Origin of the sequence: Microcoleus sp. AT3-A2 (assembly GCF_036705685.1) — a bacterium.
Lineage (GTDB): Bacteria > Cyanobacteriota > Cyanobacteriia > Cyanobacteriales > Microcoleaceae > Microcoleus.
In genome coordinates, this window is record NZ_JAUBVF010000047.1 from 19,959 (window position 1) to 43,267 (window position 23,309).

A 23,309-nucleotide genomic window follows, 5' to 3' on the forward strand; every position below is an offset into this window, starting at 1 on the left:
AATCAATACGGAAGCAGTATAGTAAACTCGCTGCCCTCTCCAGGTGCCGACTTGCAAATTAGCTTTCCTCCATGCTGTTCTACCACAATTTGATAACTAATAGACAATCCCAAACCAGTCCCCTTACCTACCTCTTTAGTAGTAAAAAACGGGTCGAATATTTTACCCCGCACCTCCGAACTCATACCCACACCATTATCAACTATGCGAATCGCTACTTGACTGCCTTCCGCGACTTCAGTCCCAATCTGAATTGTTCGAGTGTGTGTCGAGTCAACTTTACTCCCTCTTTCGCGAGACAAAGCATCAATAGCATTAGTCAGTACATTCATAAATACCTGATTAATTTCTCCCGGATAGCAGTTCACTAAAGGCAAATTTTCGTACTCCTTAATCACTTGAATATCAATTAATTTGTGATCCAAAATCATCAACGTGCTGTCGATACCTTCGTGGAGATTAACCCATTTTCTATCTGATTCATCTAGTCGAGCAAAGTTTCGCAGCGACAGCACAATATCGCGAACCCTCGCAGCACCAACTCTCATGGAATCAATCATTTTAGTGAAATCATTCATCAAGAAATCTAAATCTATTTCCTCACTTTTATTTACTATTTCGGAGTCGTAATCTGGGTATTTATTTTGGTATAAACATATTAAATCTAGTAAGTTTTGAGCGTATTCATTGGTATAGTGTAAATTCCCATAAATAAAGTTAATCGGGTTATTAATTTCGTGAGCAATTCCCCCTACCACTTGCCCTAAACTGGACATTTTTTCACTTTGAATTAGCTGCAATTGAGTGTGGCGGAGTTCTTCCAATGCAGTATGCAAATTCTCAGTTCTTTCGGCTACTCGCGTTTCCAGAATAGTATAAAAGCGAGCATTTTCTAGAGAAATAGCTGCTTGTGCAGACAAGATTCCCAAAATTTCTAGCCTGTCGCTAGTAAAAGCACCCTTTGTTAAATTATTTTCTAAATAAAAAATTCCCGTAAGGTTGCCTTGATGGATAATTGGCAATACCAGGATAGATAGGGGTTGATTGGCCACAATATAAGGATCAAATTGGAATTTATCGGCTCGCGTAGCATCATCTAAAACCAAGTATTGTTGGGTTCTTTCTACGTAGTTAATCAATGAAAGTGGGAGGCTCTCCGATTCTGCAATCGGGAGAGATTGTAACACGTTTACATCATTAAACTGACCCGTAAGTCCAGCTTCTATGAATAATTGATTACCTGTCTTGGCAAGAAATAATACTTTTTGAGCGCCTGCGTTTTCCTTTACAAGCTGTACGAGTTTCTCTAGCAAACGGCTGAGAATAATTTCGCTCGAAACAGCTTGAGATGCTTTGACAACTGTGGACAAATCCAGCACCAAACTATTGTTGATAGTAGTTTTGGCAGTCGTGAGAGCAACATTTTTAGATATTGTTCCTTGATTGCGATCGACTAAATAATGATAACGGGATTCTAAGTCTTTAACTTTGGCTGTAGCTCCCCAGCGGATGTAAGCATAATAAGCTTTGGTCAGATAAGCTCGAGCACTTATCTCTTTATCCAAAGATTGATAAAACTCTCCAGCTAATTCATAAGCTAATGCTTCTTCGTGGATGTAACCGTTAGCAGCCGCTCCTTTAATAGCTAAGTCATAATAATCCATGGCTGCAAGTTTATCGTTGATAACTCGCGCTTTTTCTGCTTCAACTAACTCGTATTTATGCTGATAATTCATGGGTGCATGGTAGACCCACTTTTTCATAAGTTGCTGATTAGAGTTAACAATAGCTAGGGAGGCTTCTTGATTGTCACTGTGAGGATAGTGAGCGAGGAGGGCCAGCGAATAGTAGAAATTGTGTACCCCAACAGTGATTAAGCCGATCGCCCCATCTGCGTATTCTGCCGCTAATTTACCGCAGGCAACAGCCGGAGCATAATCTTTAAATAAATAAAGCAGCATCAATTTAGCAACATAAGCTGCAAACAGGGACATTCGATTATTTTCTTCCTGCCAACGCGATATCACAGCCGGTTCATCCAAACTGTCGCTAACTAATCGTACTTCCTCTGCTGTTTTGCTTCTTAAGCTTGAAGCAATTACTTGCCATATTTTAGCATAACCTATGGCAAATTCGTGTTTATTTTTTAGCAAGAATTCCATATAAATTCTTTGTTTCTCCTTGACATATTCTACCGATTCTCCAACCAAAAATATATTGGTAATGTAGTGCATAGAATTATAAATTGCCCATTCTAAATCCCCAGTATCTACACCAATTTCCAGCCCTTCTATAAACGAAGTAAGTGTATTTTTAGTAGACTCTTTCCAGATTTTTATATGAGCATTAAACATTACATAAACCTTAGCTTTCTGTTGGCTAGCATTAAATTGTTCTAGCAGCTTTAAAGCTATTAATCCAGCGTAGTAGCCAGCTTCGATGTCGCCTTCGATGCCGCACAGCATCATTCCATAAAGAGTATAGGGAAAAGTAGCTAATGCTGAATGACCGTGATCGATACAAAGATTGACCATAGTCAAGACGAGGGAGGACACAATTTCAGGTTTGGCAATATAAGCAGGAGGATAGAGGGCTGTCAGGATTTCCATAGCTGCCAGTTGATAAGGATCTGTCATAACTGGCAGGTTTTCTAATTCCTCAATTCGCGGCAGTTTTGGCACTGCAATGGTTTCGTTGTCTAATAGGTTTACTCCCAGCATTGCCAGCACTTCTAGACCTGTTTCAACAGCTTTTAGCATCTGGCTTTGAGCTTGATAAAATAGGATTCTTAGCTGATACACTTTAACTATGTCAAGCTGGTGTTTCGCCGATCGCAAAACCACTGCTGCCAAAACTTCTGCTTGCTCAAAGTTGGTGTTTAAATATTCCGCTTCCAGCGTCTCTACATACAGCCGCAGGGTCATGTTATAGTTGCGATCCCAGCTATCAGGTGCTAATAACGACATTCCCGCATTCAAATACTTAACAGCGGGTTCATAAGCGTTAGCTGCTTTTGCCTTATGTCCAGCAATTAAATTTAATTCGGCTAATTCATCTTTTCCTGATTGCAGGCTCAGACAATCAATTCCTACATTCAACTGGTTAATAATATCAAAAATTCTCTCTTCTACTTGATCGGCTGGCGTATTTTCCAACAGCAATTTACCGATGCTAAGATGAGTCGCTTTCTTTTCATCATCAGGAATCAGTGAATATGCAGCTTGCTGGACACGATCGTGCAAAAATTTATAACTGACTCGCGAAGAATCGAAAGTTAAATTAACTCCGGCTTCTCCATCTAAAAATAAAGGAATTAGGTAACTCTCATTCAATGGAAGTATTAACCCCGCTTGCAAAGCATCCCAGAGTTCAGTCGCAGTGAGTGATGGAGATTTTGCGTTAACAGTAGAGAGAACATCTAGAGTAAAATTGTCCCCAACACAAGCGGCTAATTTCAAAATTTCTTGTGTAGTCTTTGGCAGTTGTTGAATGCGACTGGCTACCAGTTCAACTACACTCTTATCTGTGATGCCAATAGCCTGAATCTCCTCAATGTTCCACTGCCACTGCCCTTTTATTCCGGTAGACAGCAGTCGGGTAAAGTCAAATCTCAAAAGTTTTTCTTGATAAAGAGTGTTGAGCAATTGCGTCAAGAAAAAAGGATTTCCACCAGTCTTATTCCAAATTAACTCCGCTAAAGGTTGAATTCTTTCTGAGTCATTCAATGTCTCCGAAATCAACTCAGTCACCTGGGCCAAACAAAGAGGCTGCAGCACTAAATTGTTGATAATAATCCCCGTTTCTTGAAGGTACTCTACTGTTTGCATTAAAGGATGTGTAGAGCTAAATTCATGGTCTCGATAGGCTCCAATTAATAGTAAATATCTGCTATCTGGGTCAGTCGCCAGCAATTGCATTAATTTCAATGTCGCTGAATCTGACCACTGCAAGTCATCGATAAATATGACTAATGGATGATCTTTTTGCGCGACTACGTGAATAAATTCTTTGAATAGCCTGTTAAAGCGGCTTTGTGCTTCTGTGGGGGCAAGTTCCGCAACCGCAGGCTGTTTGCCAATTAACAATTCTAGTTCGGGAATCACGTCAATAATTACTTGTCCGGAATCGCCTAGTGCGGCTAAAAGTTGATGTTGCCAATATTGTAATTTTTCGTTATTTTCCGCAAGTAACTGCTGGATCAAAGATTGAAAAGCTTGAATTAAAGATGCGTAAGGTATATTCCGTTTGAATTGATCAAATTTACCTGAAATAAAATAGCCCCGCTGTCTGGTGATGGGTTTTTGAATTTCGTTGACTACTGCCGATTTGCCTATACCTGCATAACCCGACACTAGAATCACTTCAATTTGGGAAGGGGAAGAATTTTCCTGGCAAGGATTAGCTACACGTTCAAACGCTGCCAATAGTTGGCTGACTTGTGTTTCCCGACCGTACAATTTTTGAGGAATCAAGAACTGACTCAATATATCTAAGTTTCCGGGCGTAAAATTGACTATTTTGCCTGTTGTTTCTAACTGATGTAAACAAATTTCTAAATCGGCCAACAATCCGCCTGCTGTTTGATATCTATTTTCGGCATTTTTAGCCATTAATTTTATCACAATTTGTGAAATGGCTGGTGGAATGTCTGAATTAATTTGATGAGGTAAAATTGCTTGAGAAGCTATGTGACTGTAAACTATTTCTAACGGGTCGTTGCTCATAAATGGCAATTGACCTGTCAGCATTTCATATAAAGTGATTCCGAGAGAATAAAAGTCGGTGCGGTAGTCGAGGGTGCGGTTCATTCTCCCGGTTTGTTCGGGAGACATATAAGCAAAAGTACCGACTATCGAGTTAATATTATTAATTTGGGGATTTTCTTTGGACAATCGTGAAGCAATCCCGAAATCTGTCAGTTTAATAATTCCTGTTTGGCTGTTGATGATGATATTGCTAGGCTTAATATCTTTGTGAATAATTTTTTGAAGGTGTAGATATTCTAAGGTTTTTATGAGTTGAATGCCAAACCTCAAACAGGTGATGACTTCGAGCTTTTTTCTGGACATGAGGAGATCGAGAGATTCGCCCTCAAAGTCTTCTAAAAGCAAGCCGAGACGGTTATCAAAGGTTTCTAGGCTAATGACTTTAACTAAGCCAGGATGGTCTAAATGTTGGCGAATGCGATACTCGTGCTTGATCCGGGTAATTGCATCGAGGGTCGGATATTCAGCTTTCAGGATTTTGAGTACAGTTGTCTCCTGCTGGGTGGGGATTTTTCCTCGATAAATAATCGTTTCTATACCTTCGTGGAGAATAGAGTGGATTTGGTACTGCGATAGAAATTGCATGGAGTTCTCCTCTGAGTTGGAAATATATCTGATCCGAGTCGCTATTCGCTGTTGACTGTTGGCTGACGGCACGACTACCGTCAATCGTCAAAAGTCTTGACAGGGCAACCGTTATATGCTTAGCTTAGTTAAATGGTTTACTTAGAGTAAAAAAATAAATTTTATTTCCTGGTATAAAATTTTGATATATAAAAAATTATAGTATTTATGCAACAAAGCCATTTTGCTACTATTATTCTCAATTAATAGTCGTTGGTGGCGGACGGCAACCACACCCCTACTATTCGGCTCTCCCCACTGTCCCTCCCCCTTTAGCAAGATACATTGTTAGAGAAGGAAATACACAAAAATTTACATCTATAATTTGTGTAGTGTTCCAAATCGCTCCTCACCAGCAGCGATACAGCCCTCGCCAAGACAGTAGGATAGAAAAAATATGTTTGAACGCTTTACAGAACAAGCCATTAAAGCAATCATGCTAGCCCAAGAGGAAGCGCGGCGCCTCGGTCACAATTTTGTAGGCACCGAGCAAATACTTCTGGGGCTCGTCGGCGAAGGCACTGGCATCGCTGCAAAAGTATTACTGGATATGGGCCTCAACTTGAAAGAGGCGCGCAATGAAATCGAAAATATCATCGGTAGAGGTTCGGGGTTCCTCCCGCCGGAAATTCCTTTTACGCCGCGCGTCAAGCGCATTTTTGAGACTGCGCTGAACGAAGCACGGCAGTTAGGCCACAATTACATTGGCACCGAGCACATCCTGCTGGGGCTGATTCAGGACGATGAAGGGGTGGCGGCGAAGGTGCTGCAAAACTTGGGAATCGATCGCCAGAGAGTCCGCACGCAGGTAATTCGTGCCGTGGGAGAAGTCGCGGCGGTACCCGGAGGTAGGGGAGATAGCGGCGATCGCAAAATCCCGACTTTAGAAGAATTCGGCACAAACCTGACCAAGTTAGCCGCAGCAGGCAAACTCGACCCCGTAGTGGGCCGCGAAAATGAAATCGAGCGCGTGATCCAAGTGCTCGGCCGCCGCACGAAGAACAATCCAGTGTTAGTAGGCGAACCGGGAGTCGGCAAAACAGCCCTCGCCGAAGGCCTAGCCCAGCGGATTGTTAATAGAAACGTCCCGGAAATTTTAGAAGACAAACAAGTAATCAGCCTCGATATGGGTTCGCTGATTGCTGGTACAAAGTTCCGAGGCGAATTTGAAGAACGCCTGACGAAAATCATGGCCGAAATTCGTGCTGCCGGCAACATCATTCTGGTAATCGACGAAATTCACACCTTAGTAGGTGCAGGCGCAATTCAAGGCAGCATGGATGCCTCCAATATGCTCAAACCCGCCCTTGCTAGAGGCGAATTGCAGTGTGTCGGCGCCACTACCTTGGACGAATATCGCAAACACATCGAGCGCGACGCTGCGTTAGAACGCCGCTTCCAACCGATTAAAGTCGGTGAACCGAGCGTGGCTGAAACAATAGAAATATTGTACGGCTTGCGATCGGCTTATGAACAGCATCACAGACTGACAATTTCCGACGCAGCTTTAGAAGCAGCGGCCACACTGTCAGACAGATACATTAACGATCGGTTTTTGCCCGACAAGGCGATCGACTTAATTGACGAAGCAGGTTCCCGCGTCCGCGTGATGAATTCACAAACCCCGCCCGAAGTTAAAGAACTCAAAAAGCAACTGCCTGCAGTCACAAAAGAAAAAGATGCAGCAGTGCGCGAGCAAGACTTCGACAAAGCTGGAAAATTGCGCGATCGCGAATTAGAAATTGAAGCCGAAATCGCCGAAGCTACGATCAACAAAAGCCAGCTCAAAACTTCTCCCATCGTCACCGAAGAAGACATCGCTCACATCGTGGCTAATTGGACGGGAGTACCAGTCAGCAAGCTGACAGAATCCGAATCGGAATTGCTGCTGCACATGGAAGATACTTTGCACCAGCGCTTGATCGGTCAAGAAGAAGCTGTCACCGCAGTTTCTCGGGCCATCCGCCGCGCGCGGGTAGGCTTGAAAAATCCGAATCGCCCGATCGCCAGTTTCATCTTTTCCGGCCCCACAGGCGTCGGCAAAACGGAACTTACAAAAGCCTTGGCAACTTATTTCTTCGGTTCCGAAGAAGCCATGATTCGGTTAGATATGTCCGAATTCATGGAACGCCACACGGTTTCTAAACTCATCGGTTCACCTCCGGGTTACGTTGGCTACGATGAAGGCGGCCAACTAACAGAAGCAGTCCGGCGCCGTCCTTACACGGTCATCTTGTTCGACGAAATCGAAAAAGCTCACCCGGATGTCTTCAACATGATGCTGCAAATCTTGGAAGACGGTCGCTTGACTGATGCTAAAGGTCGGACAGTAGACTTTAAGAATACGCTGCTGATCATGACCTCCAACATCGGTTCGCGAGTGATTGAAAAAGGCGGCGGCGGTCTCGGTTTCGAGTTTGCTGAAAGTGCTGCTGACGGTCAGTATAACCGCGTTCGCAGCTTGGTAAACGAAGAACTGAAACAGTTTTTCCGTCCCGAATTTATCAACCGCTTGGATGAGATTATCGTCTTCCGCCAGTTGAACAGGGAAGAAGTCAAGCAGATTGCGGACATTATGTTGCAGCAAGTCTTCAGCCGCTTAACCGAACAGGGTATTACTTTGTCGGTGACAGACCGTTTCAAGGACTTGTTAGTTACAGAAGGCTACAATCCCAGCTACGGTGCTCGACCTTTGCGCCGCGCAATCATGCGGTTGTTGGAAGATGTACTGGCTGAGGAAATGCTGTCTGGGAAGCTGAAAGACGGCCAAAAGGCGATCGTTGATGTAGATGAAAATGGTCAGGTTAAGGTGTTGCCCGATGGTTCATCTGAGCCGAAATTGCCTGAATTCGCATTAAGCCATTAATGCACTCTACCAACGGATAAATACTGTTGATTAAAAACCCGGTTTCTCGGAGAAGCCGGGTTTTTAATTAAAAAATACCAGTTAAAAAAAAGCAACTTTAGGCAAGCTCCAAATCCTTATATAATATCAAATCCGGTAGCATCGTCGGGCGTAAAATTCCGTCAACAATCACGGACACAGCAACCGGAATTGATATAATTAATCTGCGTTAATCTGTGTTTATCTGCCTGTATCTGCGGTTAAAAAAAGAGAAATTTTCGGGTCGCAGATGACAAGGGATTGGCGCAGATTCACGCAGATCAAGAGAATAGATATATGAATAATTCCCAGGTAATAGATTTGAGATAATTATAAAATCTAAAATCTAAAATCGTATGAGTTTTGGCTCTTTTATCCCAACACATTATCTACAGCAATTTCTACATCTGGAAAAGCTAGAATAGATAAAGTCTGACCTCGCTGGAATCTTTGAATATTTTGGTATCCCGATGGAGAAGGTTGGCGATAAACTACTACACATTGCTCGTTAATATCTACTAGCCAAACTTCTACAATATTGTCTTCAGCATAAAGAGGAATTTTGATATTTCTGTCAGTTTCAGCGGTTGCATCCGCTACTTCCACAATTAGTAAAATATCCTCAGACTGAGGATGTCCCGATTCGTAAAAATCATCGCGCCGCCGCAGCAAGGAAATATCCGGTTCCGGTTCCGAGCGATCGTCCAATTCTACCGGATCTTGAACTCCAATGGTTACTCTCGATAATAAGCGGATATAGAATAACTCTGTCAAACGCTTGACATGAGATGTATGCCTTCTACCGACGGCGGCCATTTGAACAATTTCTCCTCGAATTAATTCAACTTTATCATCTTTTGTCAAGATGCCAGCTTCAATCATCTGATGATATTCTTTTACTGTAAATAACCGCTTGATTAACTGAGTTGTCATCATTGTTTCGTACAAGAATATTGGAGTTTTTGCCTGCGACCCAGGTTTAATAATGTGATTATACTATATCGACCAGTAGTCGTTTAGTAGGGTCGGCATTGCCCGCCTTACAATCGACGAATCTAATCCCACGATTGCAATTGCCCAACCCAATGCTGTACAAAAGCCGAAATGCGATCGCGCCTCGTTTCAAAAGTAGCAGCAATCCAGATAAACACAATCCCAAAAGCCAAACCAATCGCCCATTTAATCAGCGGATAATCGAATATCAGAACCACCAACTGATAGAAAACATTGATTAAAAAAATTCCCGTTCCCACAAACAAAAACGCCCGAACTCGCAACGCCAAACCCGCTGCAATAGCCGCCAGACTAAAAGCCCCCGCAACTAAACCGTGGCTTTGCTGAGTAAAAAGAGGCATCCCGCAAATCAGCGCAGTGGCGAGCATTCGCAGAGTGTGGCGCAGCGGTTTTTCTGCTGGTAATTTGAGAGTGCCATCGAACTGAGTAATGTAAAGTAAAGAAAGTCCTAAAGGAGTAACATAAAACTCTGGCTGAGTCAATCCTATTTGCCAGAACCACCGCAGCATTATCCAGTCAATTATCGCCACACTCACATAGGTAAAACGGGCTTCCTCCCTTTCCCAAGCCAGGAAAAAATAGAAGGTAGCAGCTATCAGCAAGCTAATCGGATAAAACTTAGCCGGACTTTCCAAAATAGTAACTATTGGAATCAGCGAAGCAATTACCTGCCAAGGTTTTTTTGACCAACCCCAGTTGTCCCAAGGCAAAATGTAAATGAAATAAGCTAATAGAGAAGCGAGGGCAACTTTCCAAGGCCCCAGCGGCCCGGAAATATACTTAACTAAAGGTGTATTGATCCAGTAAAGCCGGATGCCAAAGGCTTCTAGCCAACCCAAGTAAATCCAAATTTCTGCCCATTGGCGATCGAGGTTATTTCGCCCTTGCAAGAAAGCGTATTGAACTAATAAAGCACCAGTGACTAATCCTAAATTGAGGCCGGACTTAATATCATCGGCAGAAGCCCAAATCAGCAGCAAACTGCTCAAAACCCAGTGCAGGTGAGCAAAGATTTTTAACTCTGCATTAGTTAAATGTAAATAATTACTGAGCCAAGGAGATAAAATGCGATAGATATATGTTAAAGTTGTGCCGAGAGTTGCCAGGACAATTAAGCCATCTCCAAAAGCTCCTCCTGGTGTTTGAAAAAGTTGATATAGTAGCGATTCGTAAGCAGCAACGGAAACGCCAATTAATCCTAAATAAACCAAAGGTTTGAATTCTGGCTCACGCCTACCAATGCCGATCGCAATTAAAGACGCCCCCAACACAGTTAAACCAGTCCAATTCGTCAAAGTGTGCGATCGGAAAGTTAAACCCAATACCCCGTAAACCAAAGGTATAAAATGAATGCTAGGTAAATTTGTTCGATCGGGGTGGCGTCGCCTCCACCAATCCCCCAACAATTGAGTAAACAATCCGAGAGCGATATTAGCAACTGCCAAATTAATCGTCGTGCGATCAACAAAACTCAAACCGACTGCTGTTAACAACTCCAAACTCCAAGCCAAGGCATAAATTGCCAGAGGGGAAAGCTGACGTAAACTTCGGAAAATAATCGCAGCCATTATCACCAAAATAGCAGCCAAAACTTCAGCAGAGGGCAGGAAACTTAAGCTACTACCTGCGTAGAGTTCATAGGAATAAAAAGTAATAGTTGTTAACAGCAAGCTTGCCAGTAAGATGGCCCACCCATCTAAAGCTCGATCGTAAAGTTCACCTAATTGAGAAGGCTCAGGTAAACCGCTGGAAAAACGAACAATCATGCTGCGAAGCAACCACAGACACAAAAGAGCGATCGCCCCGGCAATTGCCCAATCCCAACCCGACACAAAACCTAATCGATCGATCGCCGCAGCTACGAAACTCAAGCCAAACCCGACTCCAATCACAGCCGCTGGTAGCTCTACTAAATAGTAAGTATTGACCAACATTAAGACGGCTGCAAAGCCAAAACCAATTAACCGATATCCCGGAAAAGTAAAAATCAGAAATTGTGCGAATATTAAGGCGATCGCACTAAAGGTACTGGCAACTTGTTTGTGAGCAGCCTCAGTATATTTAGCAACAGCAGTCAAAGCCAAAGGAGTCGCCAGCCAGAGCAAACTCCACTGAGGGCGATAAGTGGCAGTACCCGCAATCACATAATTTTGCAACAATATAAAGCTGCATCCTGCTAATACTAAGCCCAGATACCAGGAAGTTTGAAACCATGCAGGATGCCAGCGAAAAAATGCAGAGTTTTCTCGGAAACTTGCCGCTTTCATCCAGACAAAAAATCCCCATTCACTCGCCATGAATATTAATAATATTGCTGACCAAATATTGGGTGTCAGGTTTGGGAAAAATAACTCAATTGCCGAAGCGATCGCGCCTAAACCCATAATGTGAGTTACAGGAACCAAAATTGCCGGATTTCCCTGTTGTTGAGCCGCAGAAGCCGGCCTCGAAACTCGCCGGGAATTATCGGAAATTATGTATTTCCAAGTAATCCAACCTAAAATTAAAGTAGAGACTAATAAATTGAGCGATCGCCAAAACGGATTAACAAAACTAATAACAGTTAAAACACTCCCCAAAGCGAGAGCAATGTTTTCGCCAAAACTGGCAAGTTGAAACTTTCGCTTGCGGTAGAGCAACTCGGCCGCACTTACCATTAAAATTAGATAAGGCAACAGCAGAACACTCCAAAAAGCCCAAGGAGTTTCCTGAGAGTTTGTAAGCTGACTTAAAAATGCAACAAATTGTGTTTTAATCCCTAAAGGAAGCACTCGCCAAAACAGCCAAATACTCTGAAGTCCCACCGCCTCTAGCATTAGCAAATCAAACTCTTGCCAAAACCGCACTAAACGGTTATAAAAAAACCAAACAGCCAATCCGCTAACTGCGATCGCCTGTAGCGGAATGTCGCGGAAACAAACTAGGTATCCCAAACCCAACAAACCCCCTCCCGCTAATTGCCAGTAAAAAAAATTGCTGGGATTTGGCTGGTCGGATATATTGTTTTCAATAGTCCTAGATGCGAGGGGGTTCTGCCAATCCAGCCATGCTAAAAGCACGCCACAAATCGCCAAAGCTAAACCCATTTCAGCGATATTTACATCCTTGACAAATATCGCTCGACCCAGTAAAATTCCTAACGAATAAGCTACTAAAGCTGCTTTTTTGTAAGTCAAAAAATCTCTGCTCAAACTGAAAGCAGCGGGGAATGTTTCAGTATTTCCCCCAAGTTGGGTAGATTGCAATCGTTGTTGCTGAACTTGATAAACTGTAATAGCAGCAGTTCCTACTGTACCCACATAAACCGCAGTAAGGGCAAAGCCGGCCAATGCCCACCAAGAGTGCAAATAACTCAATCCCAAGTGATTTAGGGCGATCGATCGAGTGATGTTTTTTCCTGAACAGCTTTGATATTGATATTTGATAATTCGGGCAGTTATCCAAGTCAAAATAAGTGCCGCTGCGATTGCTACCGCCCAATCCCAAGGATACCGCCACAATCCAAAAGTATCCATTGCCCAAAAATTGATTGGCACTAGCAACAGCGTCACTTCTTGCAAAGTTTGAGCAGTCAAGTGCAAATTCTGCTGTCTGTTTGCCCAACTGCTAATCGCCCAAAAGGTTAAAGTATAAGCTAACAAAACTCCATATTGTCCGGCGGCAGGAAATCTTTCCCACTGACTGGCAGCTAAGACTCCAGAGGAGACAACTACCATGAACACTCCTAAAAACAACAGCCACACCACGCTAATTTCTGCCATTAGCGAGTGCAAAATTTGAGCGATAAAATTAGGGGTTTGAGTAGTTTCTGTTGGCCTAGCAAGGCTTTCTCTGCTGCTAGGTACTGCTTGAGGTGTTGATAAGGCAGGTACTTTTGGCTCGGCAATAGGATCTCGCGGGTTTTCAATTTCAGAAAAATCTACAGCGGGCTCTCTGATTGGGCAGACTAAATACTGTCGGCACAATTCCTCAACCTCAGCGGGCGAAAGTAAACCTAGCCGCAGCCACGCATCTAAACCTGTCAACAACTCAGGATGCGACGCTAAGATGCTCAATTCAATTTTGCTCGATCGATCTTTGGGAGACGACATTGGCTTAAACTTGTACTAAGTACCTTCAAGCTATAGCCTAGATTAATGTCGAGCGAATATGGCAACATTCCGACATCGCAATTGGCACAATAAGTATTTATAACTAAAGAGCTGTATCAACCAGTGTCAACCGGTGAAAAAATAACGCTGATGGGCCTAAACCAGCGTGCATCAGCGGTGAAAAACTCCAAATTAGGACACAGCAGCGGTGTCCTTACCGATCGACATATTTCAATAAAGTGTCCACACTAGCATTGTGGTCTATGAAAGAAAACAAATGTTTGAAGAGGAGTTTTCCATCTGCATCCAAAACAAACTGAGCAGGCAAAGGAGCACCTAAAGCCTGACCGACTTGATAAGCCCGAAAAACTTGACAGCCTGGATCAGAAAGCAGAGGCATTTTCAAGCCTAAATCTTTAACCACAATTTGGCTTTGGCGATCGTCGGTACTGGCAACCATCAATAATTCTATATTGCGATCGGCAAATTTTTCCCAGTTTTCATTCAAAGCTTTAATGTGAGGAAAACAGAAAGGGCAATATTGCTTTTCTGTAAAAATCCGCGTAAAAGCCAGAATTACCGGTTTATCGCCCCGATAATTCGACAGCCGCACCAATTTGCCATTATTAATATCCGGCAATTCAAAATCTGGCGTCCTCTGTCCCAGCTTCAGAACATTACTTGCCGGAACAGGCAATAAATTTTGGAAAAACCGCTGATTTAACAAGCCGCTAAAATTAGTAGAAGTCAGCATATTTCCTAATTGGGTAATTGCTAATTGCTAATTAAAAATCCGGTTAAATGAATGCCCCGGCGCGTAGGGACACGACACTGCCGTGTCCCTACAAATATCATCTGCTTAAACCGCTGCAAAGAATACCTTAGATTTGACGGGATCGGGAGTCATGGTTTTGTCACCGGGCTGCCAGCCAGCGGGACAAACTTCATCGGGGTGAGACTGGACGTGTTGGATAGCTTGCAGAGTACGGAGAGTTTCATCCACGTTGCGGCCGAAGGCAAGATTGTTAATAGTAGAGTGTTGGATGATGCCTTCTTTGTCGATGATGAACAGACCTCTGAGGGCAACGCCTGCTTCTGGGTCGAGGACGTTGTAGTCTGAACTAATTGTTTTTTTGAGGTCAGCAACTAAGGGATAGTTGAGGTCGCCAACACCGCCTGACTTGCGGTCTGTTTGTATCCAAGCGAGGTGAGAGAATTCGCTGTCAACGGATACGCCGAGGATTTCGGTATCGATTTTCTTGAAGTCCTCGAAGCGATCGCTAAATGCTGTAATCTCAGTCGGACACACAAAGGTGAAGTCCAAGGGGTAGAAGAACAGGACTACATACTTTTTGCCTTTATAGTCTGACAGTTTAACAGTCTTGAATTCCTGATCCACTACGGCTGTTGCGGCGAAATCGGGTGCAGCTTGACCAACCCGGAGGCATTCACTGGTCATAAATTTTGTTTCCTTTTTTACGAACTGTTACAAATATATCATACTCATAACGACTACAAGTATCTTCTTGAAAAACCAAAAAAACACGCTCTCAATACTGAGAGCGCGGTTTTTTTGATTAAATAATGGCTCAGGCGGGATTTGAACCTGCGACCTTGGGCTTATGAGTCCCCTGCGCTAACCACTGCGCCACTGAGCCAAATCTACTTCACGATTTACTATCGTAGCACGGTAGGGCTAGCTATGTCTTGTTTTCAAACAACACTATTTCTAATAACTTCCAGTAAAAGTTATGAGTTTTGGTAATCATTCAAAACCCATAACTTCCGACCAGTCGTTACCGAGAAGCGCTGGACGCATCGTCGGGCAGTAAAGCCATTGGGTTGATAGCACCCTGTCCGGCGGGATGAATTTCAAAGTGCAAGTGCGGCCCGGTACTGAAGCCCGTGCTGCCCATTTCTGAGATCTGTTCCCCTTGAGCAACTCTCTGACCTTTTTGCACCAAAATTCGGCTGTTGTGGGCATAGACAGTCTCAGTGCCGTCAGGATGGGTAATTTCCACCAGATACCCGTAGCCGCCGTCGTTCCACTGAGCATAGGTAACCACCCCGTCTGATGCTGCCACAATTGGCGTGCCGATCGGCCCTGCAATATCAATTCCTTTGTGCATCCGTCCCCACCGCCAACCGTAGCCCGAAGTAAGAACGCCCTTAGACGGCCAAATAAACCCGTTAGCCGACTGTTGTTTGCCGTTAGGCAGATAAGTATCAGGGTTCGACAGCGGAGGCAGTTCCGGAGAAACCATGCGTCCCAAAGACGGGTTGCTCAGGGGGTCGTAACCCTCAGATCCCAAAGGAGCAGTTGCTACCATAGGCTGCTGCCCAGGAGAGGTTGGCGTCAGGTTTATCGGTTCCAGTTCCGCTGCGCGAGCGGGGTCTAAACGCTCTTGCTGCTGCTTCTGAACCTGCTCAGACCAGGCCCTCGATGGCGGTCTGCTGATTTCATTCTGCACCGCCTCAGTATAGTCGGGGGTGTAGAGATATGGATTGACACTTGGCATATCCTCAGACGGGTTGACCGAGGGCCCGTCATTTGGAGCCAGGGACACCGCATTGGCGCCGATCGAATTGCGCGAGGCACGATATTCCTCTCGCAGCCTGACAACTTCTGCTCTCAAGCGTTCGGAATAAGGGTTGAGAGCTTCTGCATTGGGGAGAGCCTCCGAATTCGACTCGGGTAAAGCGCTAGTTGGATCGGCATTTGAACCCTGGGCGCTAGTATTTGCCACGAAGCTGATCGGCTGCGGGTATTCTCCCGTAGCGATGGCGGTAGCAGTTGCACTGGCTGGCGAGGGCAGGGCACGGGTGTCAACTGCACCTGTAAATGTTGGTTCGCCTTGAAGATCCAGCTTCCGTGGATCGCTAATGGTTTGGGAAACTTGAGTCAGCGGAATGCTGTTAATTTGGGGAACCATCGGCGCTGAAATATTGTTCAGACCTTCCAGGTTCTCCAGGGGAGAGACAACAGGCACTGTGGGCGCGGGAGCGGCAACGCCAGCACCGGCTATTTCCGAGGTAGACGAGCTGGGGTTCAAAGATGCGGGAACCGAACTTGCCGCCCAGACAGATGTAGAGTTGGAGGCAGAATAAGAGGCTGCCGCCTGCACCCCTGGATTTTTTAACCCAACTGGGGGAATTTTGAGCCGTTGATTGACATTCAGAAAGTTGGGGTTGCCGAGCTTGTTGACGGAGATCAGATCTTTGGGCGATACGCCGTGACCTTTGGCGATCGCATCTACCGTATCTCCCGGACGCACGCTGTAGAGAACCTCAGCCGGCGCGGCGGTACTTCCTGCAGGGGGGACTAGCACAGCCGAGGGCAAACTGGGTGTTGCCAAAGACTGTTCAATTGACTCGAATGCTCGATCGGGCGATGCTGCTTGACCTCCCCCGGAATTGGGAATTACAGGTGTGGCATCAAGGTCAGGAATAGTTGTCCCAGTTGCATATCCGGGGGAGGTCAGCGTCGGTGCTGACTCCGGCACAAATGCCGCAGATGTAGATAAATTTGCTCCCCCCTCCGACCCGAACATCGTTCGACCCGATTCTGTGGTGCGGTTTTCCTGTTTTTTCAAACTGTCGATCGCCCCGTCTGCATTCGGGATCTCGATCAAACTTTGTTCCGGCACCGTCGTGACCAGCGGGGTCGCTGCGGTTGATGGCAGCGCTGTCATGGCTGCATTATCCAATGGCTCGGAGCCAGTCAGATTTAACTCTTGTTCGGGATTGACCGTCGCTGCGCTATCTAGCGAAGCCGATGTGCTATAGCCGGCGTTCTCTTGTGGTGTGGCTTCCGTCGCAGTCGGAATTCTGAGCTGTTGGCCAACTTGGAGTATGGTATCGGGTTTGATGTCGTTGGCAGTTGCTAGTACCAACGGTTCAACTTCATAATCCCGAGAAAGCTCCCAAAGGCTTTGCCCCTCCTGCACCTTAACCGTCACCGGCTCAGAAGGTGATCCGGGCTGTTCGGCCCTGGAACCGTCAACTTGTGCGGACGTAACGGACCCGTTGGCCGATACTGGCTGTACTTCAGCGGTGGATTCCGATGTCGGTGCGAGTTCAGACGCGCGAGCGCTGTCTCCATTTCTCGGTAGCAGGATGCCAGAAGCACCTACCGATATTGCCAGCCCGATCGTGGCGAGAGAGCGAACTCTGCCTGTGCTGAGCGTTGTCTGTTTGGATGGTTCCGCAGAACCGTCTCTGTCGATTTCACTAGCCTGAACAGGCTTAATTTGGGGATATGTTCGTTTCAAAAAAACGACCTCCTACTGAGAAGCGCTAACTGTCCTTGGAAACACTCAAGGGGATCGCATGACGCTGAATTTAAATCAACAAGCAAAAATATTCTGATTGTTGACAGCTATCATGCTTAGGCCAGATTACCTTGCTTTTTTAATTTAGACAAGCTCAAACCGTCAGAAATTTTTAAATTCTCGGTCTAACCTGCTGCAATTAACCCCGAAAGCCTTACACTGCAATAGCTGGAACGAATACATAAAATCTTCATTCCCGTAAGGCTCTGAACTCTTACCTATTATCCGACTTTAGGCTAATTTCCGGACAGGCTACAACCGTATATTTACTAGATATAGTGTTCTGACCTAAGCTGGTGTTCGCTGACGCCCTAAATCGCTAAAATTATTTATTTTTTTTGCTGAATCCTCTTGGCAGTCATTTGGTGTTGCTGATAACAATCTGTTTTTGAATGAATAAAATATATTAATGTCGGCTATCTAGATTTTCACCGCTTTGATACAAATTTCTTATATTTAAAAGAAGATTTGGCAGCCTGCTGCAGGTATTAAATATCTATATATTTATGTGTTGATAATGGTTTATCCCAGCTCGCCCAACTGTCGTTTTGCCTCAAATAAACCCACAGCGGCGCTGACGGAGAGGTTCAAACTCCTGACTCCAGGCTGGCTCATCGGAATAAAAACTGTGGCTTCGCAGGCATCCAAGACGAATTGGGGAATCCCTACAGTTTCCGAGCCAAACATCAGCCAGTCGCTGGGCTGAAATTGGAATTGCGCGTAATTGCATCGCCCGCCAGTGCTGAATCCGATCGCTCGTCCCCCGCGCTGCTGCCGATAGGCCAGAAAAGCCGCTAAGTCTTCGTGGCACTGGAGATTGACGTAGGGCCAGTAATCTAAGCCGGCCCGTTTCAGGTAGCGATCGCTAATTTCAAACCCCAGCGGGCCCACTAAATGCAGTTCTGTGCCTGTGGCAGCGCAAGTGCGGGCGATATTGCCAGTATTCGGGGGGATTTGCGGGTGAATCAAGACAAGTTGGGGCATGAAGCTAATTAAAAGCGAAAAATACAACTATTGGGAAACTTATAAAACTACCCACAGGTAGATATACCTTATAGCTTTTATTTATAACCTTTGTCGAGCTCTATTGATTAAATATTCTAATTCGTTTTTGGGCCTCGCTCTGCAACTTTTGAGATGGAGGTTCGGGCTATTTGTATTGGCTGAGTAGGCATAGCCAGGGGGCTAGTGAAAGCCCCCGTTATTATAACGGCGGGTACTTCAGGCAACTAACTGGGCGCACAAGTTGTCTTCTAGCTCCCATTCTTGGTGAGCCATCCCCTGAATCCCTTGCAGAATAATACTGCGGGTGTCCGAACCGCCCTCGTGTAGCTTCAACCACTGCTGGGCCGTGTTGCCTTCCCGGAGAATCTTTTTGAGTGGCGAGAGAAAGCAACTAAAGCCGCGTTTTTTGGCTATAGGCCACACTTCGCGGTAAATTTCCTCAATCCAATCTCGTGCCAGAATAGTTCTGCCGTCTTGCCAGTGGGTAAGTTCGGCATCCAAACTTTGCCGGGATGCAGCAATTTCGTTGGCGTCTGTGAGAGCAACTAAGTCTTGGTTGCGGGTGGCCGCCGGTAAGGTGCTGACTTCTAAGGGGTCTAAGCTGGGGTCTTCCATCATCTGCCAAATGCGAGCTTCTAGTAAGGCAGTGATGGCTAACAAAGCCAGAGGATTGACTTCGAGGTCGCAAATTCTCAGTTCGAGGCGGTTGAGACAGTAGGGGCGACGATCGCCATTTGGTCGCACTGCAGACCACAAATGGCGGACGTTTTGCATAGTACCGAGTTCTAGCTGTTCTTCAGTCCACTGGATGTAATGTCTGTGACTTTCAAACAGGGGGACGATGGCGGGAGTTTTGGGAAACAAACCCCACCGAGTGGAGTGATAGCCCGTGACTTCGCCGTCGAGGAAGGGGGAAGATGCGCTCAAGGCAAGGTATAGCGGTGCTTCGACGCGGGCAAGGCGGATGGCGCGCATCAGCATTTCTGGTTGGGAGATGCCGATGTTGATGTGAATGCTGGCAGTGACGACTTTGGTGCCGTAGGTTTGCTCGATGTAGGTGTGGTAGGGGTTGTTGGGATCGGATCTGTAAAATCGATCGCTCCCCCCCAGAGACAAGGTACTTCCCGGCAGCAAGGTATAGTCGCCCAATTGTTTGAGATACTCGCGCAGCCGGACTCGCGGCTTGACTAAGGCGCACAGCAGGCGATCGTAGCTCGACAGCGGGGCGGTCGTGTACTCCACATTGCGGCTATCAGGCTCCCGCACAAATCCCTCTAGATCGGCAACTATGCGATCGGAGAGACCGACAACCTCACCTTCGGGAGTGCCGGTATACATTTCTACTTCAAAGCCTTTTGATAGCAGCACGTTTATTCCTCAGCTAAGTTGAGTGCTAGTTTCTAGTATCCCAAAAATTGACCTGTTCATACTATCTTCCACGAGGCAGAGTTGAATTTTTTCGCGAATGGCACTGAAACGGGGTTTTTCGGCGCCCGCTTTGTTTGAGCGTTTGTGTGTGAGTTGCGATCGGGCTGCCGCGACAAATACTGCCCTCACAAAGAGTTTCCGAGGCGGTTTTAGACTCAAAAACGCTGTTTGTTCGATCGCGGGCGTATTTCATTCGTCATTGGTTACGATCGCACCTATGGTGAAGAGAACCCTCCCCTGGCTCAGACACAACTGAGAAAGCATTGCCTACTGCCTTTCTTTCTTCTAGCTTCTTCCTTCTCCTGTCTTCCTTCTTCTCTTTTCCCTATTCCTCCTCCCCTATTCCTTCTCGCCTATTCCTTCTTCCTTCGACATCTGTTTTCTGCCTTGAGGGGGATAGCCGCTGATATATCTTGGGTGCGATCCTAAAAGAGGACTCTGCAATATTTTTGAGCTATTATTAACCCCTAAAAATCCCTGTGAAAGAGCCAGAGAAAACCCCTCCCAATTTTTGGAATATGCTAAGCAATTTAGCCTTAGTCCGGTTTTTGCTTTTATTTGCTTCAGGTTGGGCTGGACTGCAACTTTTAGCTTACTTTGAAACAGCAGTCGCGGTTTTCACGATTGCTGCTCTCGTGGCTTTTTTGCTCAACTATCCGGTGCGAACTCTCCAGAGATTTTTACCGCGAAGTTTAGCTGTCGCCTTCGTTGTCCTGCTCACCATTTTAGTTTTTGGCGGTCTCACCGTCACTGTAGGCGTCACTCTTTTATCTCAAGGGCAGCAATTAATTGACAGCATGACTGAATTTGTGAATGCTCTGGCGCCTCTGTCCGAGCGCATCGAAGCATTCCTGCGGGCGAGAAACCTGCAAGTTAACCTACGAGTTATTGAGGAACAACTGCGAAATCAAGCTTTGGCTGGAGTTGTTTCGAGTATTGCTTTTTTACAAGTATTTTTAACCAATTTATTGAATTTAATATTAATTATGGTAGTGGCTTCTTTCATGTTACTTGATGGAGAGAGGCTGTGGCTGTTAGTTCTAAAATTTATACCCAGACATCTGCACAGGCGTTTAAGTGTAACAATAGAGAGAAACTTTTTAGGATTTTTTCAGGCACAAATCCTGTTAATGTTATTTTTGACAACAGCAAGCTTTGTAATTTTCCTGCTGTTAGATGTGAGATTTCCTTTAATTTTAGCATTTCTTATCGGATTGTTTGATTTAGTTCCGGGAATCGGAGCGACGCTAGGAATTAGCTTAGTGTGTTTTATTGTATTGTCTCAAAATGTGTGGCTAGCTTTAAAAGTATTGGTAGCTTGCATTGTTTTGCAGCAAATTCAAGACAACTTTATTCAGCCGAGACTCATGCAAAATTCCCTTAACCTGAATCCGGTAGTGGTGTTTTTTGCCCTGTTAGTAGGCGCGAGAGCAGCAGGGTTTCTAGGCATATTTCTGGCTATTCCGCTAGCAGGAGTGATAGTTAGCTGGTTTGAAATTGAAGAAATGCAAGCGGAAGGTTAATTGATACAGCCATCCTATTTTATATCAAATCCGGCTGCAAAATCCGATTCTAACTTGCCGACTAGAAGTCCCCTGCTTCAAAAACTCTCCTGTACCCAAAGCGACACTAAAAGTAAAGAGAAAACAGCAATGTAGGGTACACCTTACTGCCTAAAATCAATGAATAAATTGCAAGTCGGTAGGAAATCTTTCTTCTTCTGGTTCTGGATCATAAATGTAATCGCAGTCAAAACGCAGAGCTTGAGAGTGGCGACTGATAGAAAATCCGCAATTACTCACCATTTCTGTAGTAAAAGTTGCCATGACTAACTCAATAAGCCTTCTATAGGAAATGTTAGGTAGTTGAACGTAATAGGTGCGTCTGGCAAAAAAGATTCTCTCATCTTTCGGGAGAATTATGCCATTAATTCTGTGTGCGTGTTGAATCGGCTTAATATAGGTTTCAATAAACTGCGACTGATTTTTTTGTAGTCTCGCTAATCTTTCGTGTTGCAACCAGCTCATTTGAAACACAATTTTAATAAATTCAAAGCCCAAAATGTAGTTAAAAACATTATTACGTTCTTCTGTACTCAAGACGAAGCGGAGTGCAGATTCTAAATATTGATCAGTTTCTCGGCGCGATTGTTGAGCTGAGTGGATATAAAATTGTTTGATGTAGCTTCTTAAATCTGATTCGTTTAATTGTTTTTTGACTCGAAATCTGATTAAATACTCTTTGACTCTGTGTAGAGTATCTACATCTTCAAACATTTTTGAGACTAAACCGTCGGCTGTATAATCATCTAAAAATTCTGCTTGCAAGTCTGGAGTAGATGCACACAATATGTAGCAGAGGGACAAGACATAGCGCCGTTGGTTCCAAGGCAAGCTTTGGGCCCACTCTTTAACTTCTACAGGGAGTTTTTGGAAGACGGTATCTGTGTGGGGGAGTTGAGCAAGGTCGGCATATTTATGTTTTTGTTTAATCATTGCCTGAAACCTTATATTAGTAAGTATACAGAGTAGTAGATCGCAGATGATGGGAGAGGGGAGCTGCGAGGGAGGGCTGCAAGTTATTCTGTCTTATTTTCTTGCCATCTATCTAAATATACATTCTGGAGGGAACACAGGGCGTGATCTGTCTCACACTTTAGCGAATTTTAAATCACAAACGCTAGCTCTTCGCATCACATTTGGGGGCGACGAGTGTCACGCATAAAGCTTCTTCACGTCACCGGAGCAACAGTGGGTTTCGTTGAGGATTAAATCGGGTGATTTCTAAGTTTTTGTTAGTAATGATTACTGAGATAAATCATGAACTTGACTACAAGTATTTTCCCGGAAAATCAGTCCCAAGACTTAACTTTTCGCGATCGTCTCCTGCAACCAGTGCGACAGTGGCTCGATAGCATTGCAGTGGGAGAGCCACCAGTAACTCAGTGGTGTGCCAACTTATACCCGCACGGTGTCATTGTGAGAGAGATATCTAGTTATTGGGACACCATTTTTTCCACCTACCGCCTATGTCCAAGCTTAATCCTGTGTATGAGGAATTAATTGGGTTAAGCTTTCGCTCGCTCTCGTTTTTGGGCGGGGTCAGCCAGAACAGATACAAGTTTCCGACAATAGCAAAACTTAAGTGCCAAATAGTTCGCTAAAAT

At 45.0% G+C, this 23,309-nt stretch carries 13 protein-coding genes and 1 tRNA gene; 4 read left to right on the forward strand and 10 right to left on the reverse strand.

The genetic code is table 11. The features are described 5' to 3' along the window. Positions 1-2 precede the first annotated feature (2 nt). Positions 3-5,351, reverse strand: coding sequence for an AAA family ATPase (locus QUB37_RS21765; RefSeq protein WP_333165992.1), 5,349 nt, complete (start codon positions 5,349-5,351; stop codon positions 3-5). 436 nt (positions 5,352-5,787) lie between these two features. Between QUB37_RS21765 and QUB37_RS21770 the strand changes: the two genes are divergently transcribed. Beyond that, positions 5,788-8,256, forward strand: a complete 2,469-nt coding sequence (locus QUB37_RS21770) for an ATP-dependent Clp protease ATP-binding subunit (RefSeq protein WP_333165995.1) — start codon at positions 5,788-5,790, stop codon at positions 8,254-8,256. A 390-nt stretch (positions 8,257-8,646) separates the two neighbouring features. Here QUB37_RS21770 and QUB37_RS21775 read toward each other — a convergent pair whose 3' ends face one another. The 8 genes from QUB37_RS21775 to gshA all read right to left on the reverse strand — a co-directional run bounded on the left by QUB37_RS21775 (position 8,647) and on the right by gshA (position 20,083). Beyond that, positions 8,647-9,207, reverse strand: a complete 561-nt coding sequence (locus QUB37_RS21775) for a Uma2 family endonuclease (protein ID WP_333166024.1) — start codon at positions 9,205-9,207, stop codon at positions 8,647-8,649. 122 nt (positions 9,208-9,329) lie between these two features. Further along, positions 9,330-13,379: a hypothetical protein gene (locus QUB37_RS21780; RefSeq protein WP_333165998.1), complete on the reverse strand. Its 4,050-nt coding sequence runs from the start codon at positions 13,377-13,379 to the stop codon at positions 9,330-9,332. A gap of 214 nt (positions 13,380-13,593) precedes the next feature. Next, the gene (locus tag QUB37_RS21785) at positions 13,594-14,133 is read right to left on the reverse strand and encodes a redoxin domain-containing protein (RefSeq protein WP_333165999.1); all 540 of its coding nucleotides are present in this window, start codon (positions 14,131-14,133) and stop codon (positions 13,594-13,596) included. Positions 14,134-14,238: 105 nt separating this feature from the next. Further along, complete coding sequence (locus QUB37_RS21790) at positions 14,239-14,838, reverse strand: peroxiredoxin (protein ID WP_190663488.1); 600 nt, start codon at positions 14,836-14,838, stop codon at positions 14,239-14,241. Between the two features lie 126 nt (positions 14,839-14,964). After that, positions 14,965-15,037: transfer RNA gene (locus QUB37_RS21795), tRNA-Met, on the reverse strand. Positions 15,038-15,175: 138 nt separating this feature from the next. Then, positions 15,176-17,650: a peptidoglycan DD-metalloendopeptidase family protein gene (locus QUB37_RS21800; RefSeq protein ID WP_333166002.1), complete on the reverse strand. Its 2,475-nt coding sequence runs from the start codon at positions 17,648-17,650 to the stop codon at positions 15,176-15,178. Positions 17,651-18,232: 582 nt separating this feature from the next. Beyond that, on the reverse strand, positions 18,233-18,694 hold the full coding sequence (locus QUB37_RS21805; RefSeq protein ID WP_333166003.1) for a tRNA (cytidine(34)-2'-O)-methyltransferase: 462 nt from the start codon (positions 18,692-18,694) through the stop codon (positions 18,233-18,235). Positions 18,695-18,931: 237 nt separating this feature from the next. Beyond that, a complete protein-coding gene (gene gshA, locus QUB37_RS21810; RefSeq protein ID WP_333166006.1) occupies positions 18,932-20,083 on the reverse strand; it encodes a glutamate--cysteine ligase in 1,152 nt (383 codons plus the stop codon). A 539-nt stretch (positions 20,084-20,622) separates the two neighbouring features. Between gshA and QUB37_RS21815 the strand changes: the two genes are divergently transcribed. Continuing rightward, the gene (locus QUB37_RS21815; RefSeq protein WP_333166008.1) at positions 20,623-21,666 is read left to right on the forward strand and encodes an AI-2E family transporter; all 1,044 of its coding nucleotides are present in this window, start codon (positions 20,623-20,625) and stop codon (positions 21,664-21,666) included. Between the two features lie 156 nt (positions 21,667-21,822). Here the strand turns inward: QUB37_RS21815 and QUB37_RS21820 are convergent, their stop codons facing one another. Continuing rightward, entirely contained in the window at positions 21,823-22,638 is an 816-nt protein-coding gene (locus QUB37_RS21820) for a cobyrinic acid a,c-diamide synthase (protein WP_333166010.1), read from the reverse strand. Positions 22,639-22,962: 324 nt separating this feature from the next. Here QUB37_RS21820 and QUB37_RS21825 point away from each other — a divergent pair, with 324 nt between their 5' ends. Both QUB37_RS21825 and QUB37_RS29905 read left to right on the forward strand, forming a co-directional pair. Then, positions 22,963-23,205 carry a hypothetical protein gene (locus QUB37_RS21825; RefSeq protein ID WP_333166012.1) on the forward strand — a complete coding sequence of 81 codons (243 nt, stop codon included), beginning with the start codon at positions 22,963-22,965 and terminating at the stop codon, positions 23,203-23,205. Beyond that, positions 23,172-23,306, forward strand: coding sequence for a Mo-dependent nitrogenase C-terminal domain-containing protein (locus QUB37_RS29905; protein WP_445300049.1), 135 nt, complete (start codon positions 23,172-23,174; stop codon positions 23,304-23,306). The genes QUB37_RS21825 and QUB37_RS29905 overlap by 34 nt, the downstream gene beginning before the upstream one ends. The last annotated feature ends 3 nt before the right edge of the window (positions 23,307-23,309 follow it).

What these genes read in the sequence shown, in the direction of transcription:
- QUB37_RS21785 (WP_333165999.1), bottom strand. Translation starts at nt 14,133, where the DNA reads ATGCTGACTTCTACTAATTTTAGCGGCTTGTTAAATCAGCGGTTTTTC.
- QUB37_RS21770 (WP_333165995.1), top strand. Translation starts at nt 5,788, where the DNA reads ATGTTTGAACGCTTTACAGAACAAGCCATTAAAGCAATCATGCTAGCC.
- QUB37_RS21775 (WP_333166024.1), bottom strand. Translation starts at nt 9,207, where the DNA reads ATGACAACTCAGTTAATCAAGCGGTTATTTACAGTAAAAGAATATCAT.
- QUB37_RS21780 (WP_333165998.1), bottom strand. Translation starts at nt 13,379, where the DNA reads ATGTCGTCTCCCAAAGATCGATCGAGCAAAATTGAATTGAGCATCTTA.
- QUB37_RS21765 (WP_333165992.1), bottom strand. Translation starts at nt 5,351, where the DNA reads ATGCAATTTCTATCGCAGTACCAAATCCACTCTATTCTCCACGAAGGT.
- QUB37_RS21790 (WP_190663488.1), bottom strand. Translation starts at nt 14,838, where the DNA reads ATGACCAGTGAATGCCTCCGGGTTGGTCAAGCTGCACCCGATTTCGCC.
- QUB37_RS21820 (WP_333166010.1), bottom strand. Translation starts at nt 22,638, where the DNA reads ATGATTAAACAAAAACATAAATATGCCGACCTTGCTCAACTCCCCCAC.
- QUB37_RS21805 (WP_333166003.1), bottom strand. Translation starts at nt 18,694, where the DNA reads ATGCCCCAACTTGTCTTGATTCACCCGCAAATCCCCCCGAATACTGGC.
- QUB37_RS21825 (WP_333166012.1), top strand. Translation starts at nt 22,963, where the DNA reads ATGAACTTGACTACAAGTATTTTCCCGGAAAATCAGTCCCAAGACTTA.
- QUB37_RS29905 (WP_445300049.1), top strand. Translation starts at nt 23,172, where the DNA reads ATGTCCAAGCTTAATCCTGTGTATGAGGAATTAATTGGGTTAAGCTTT.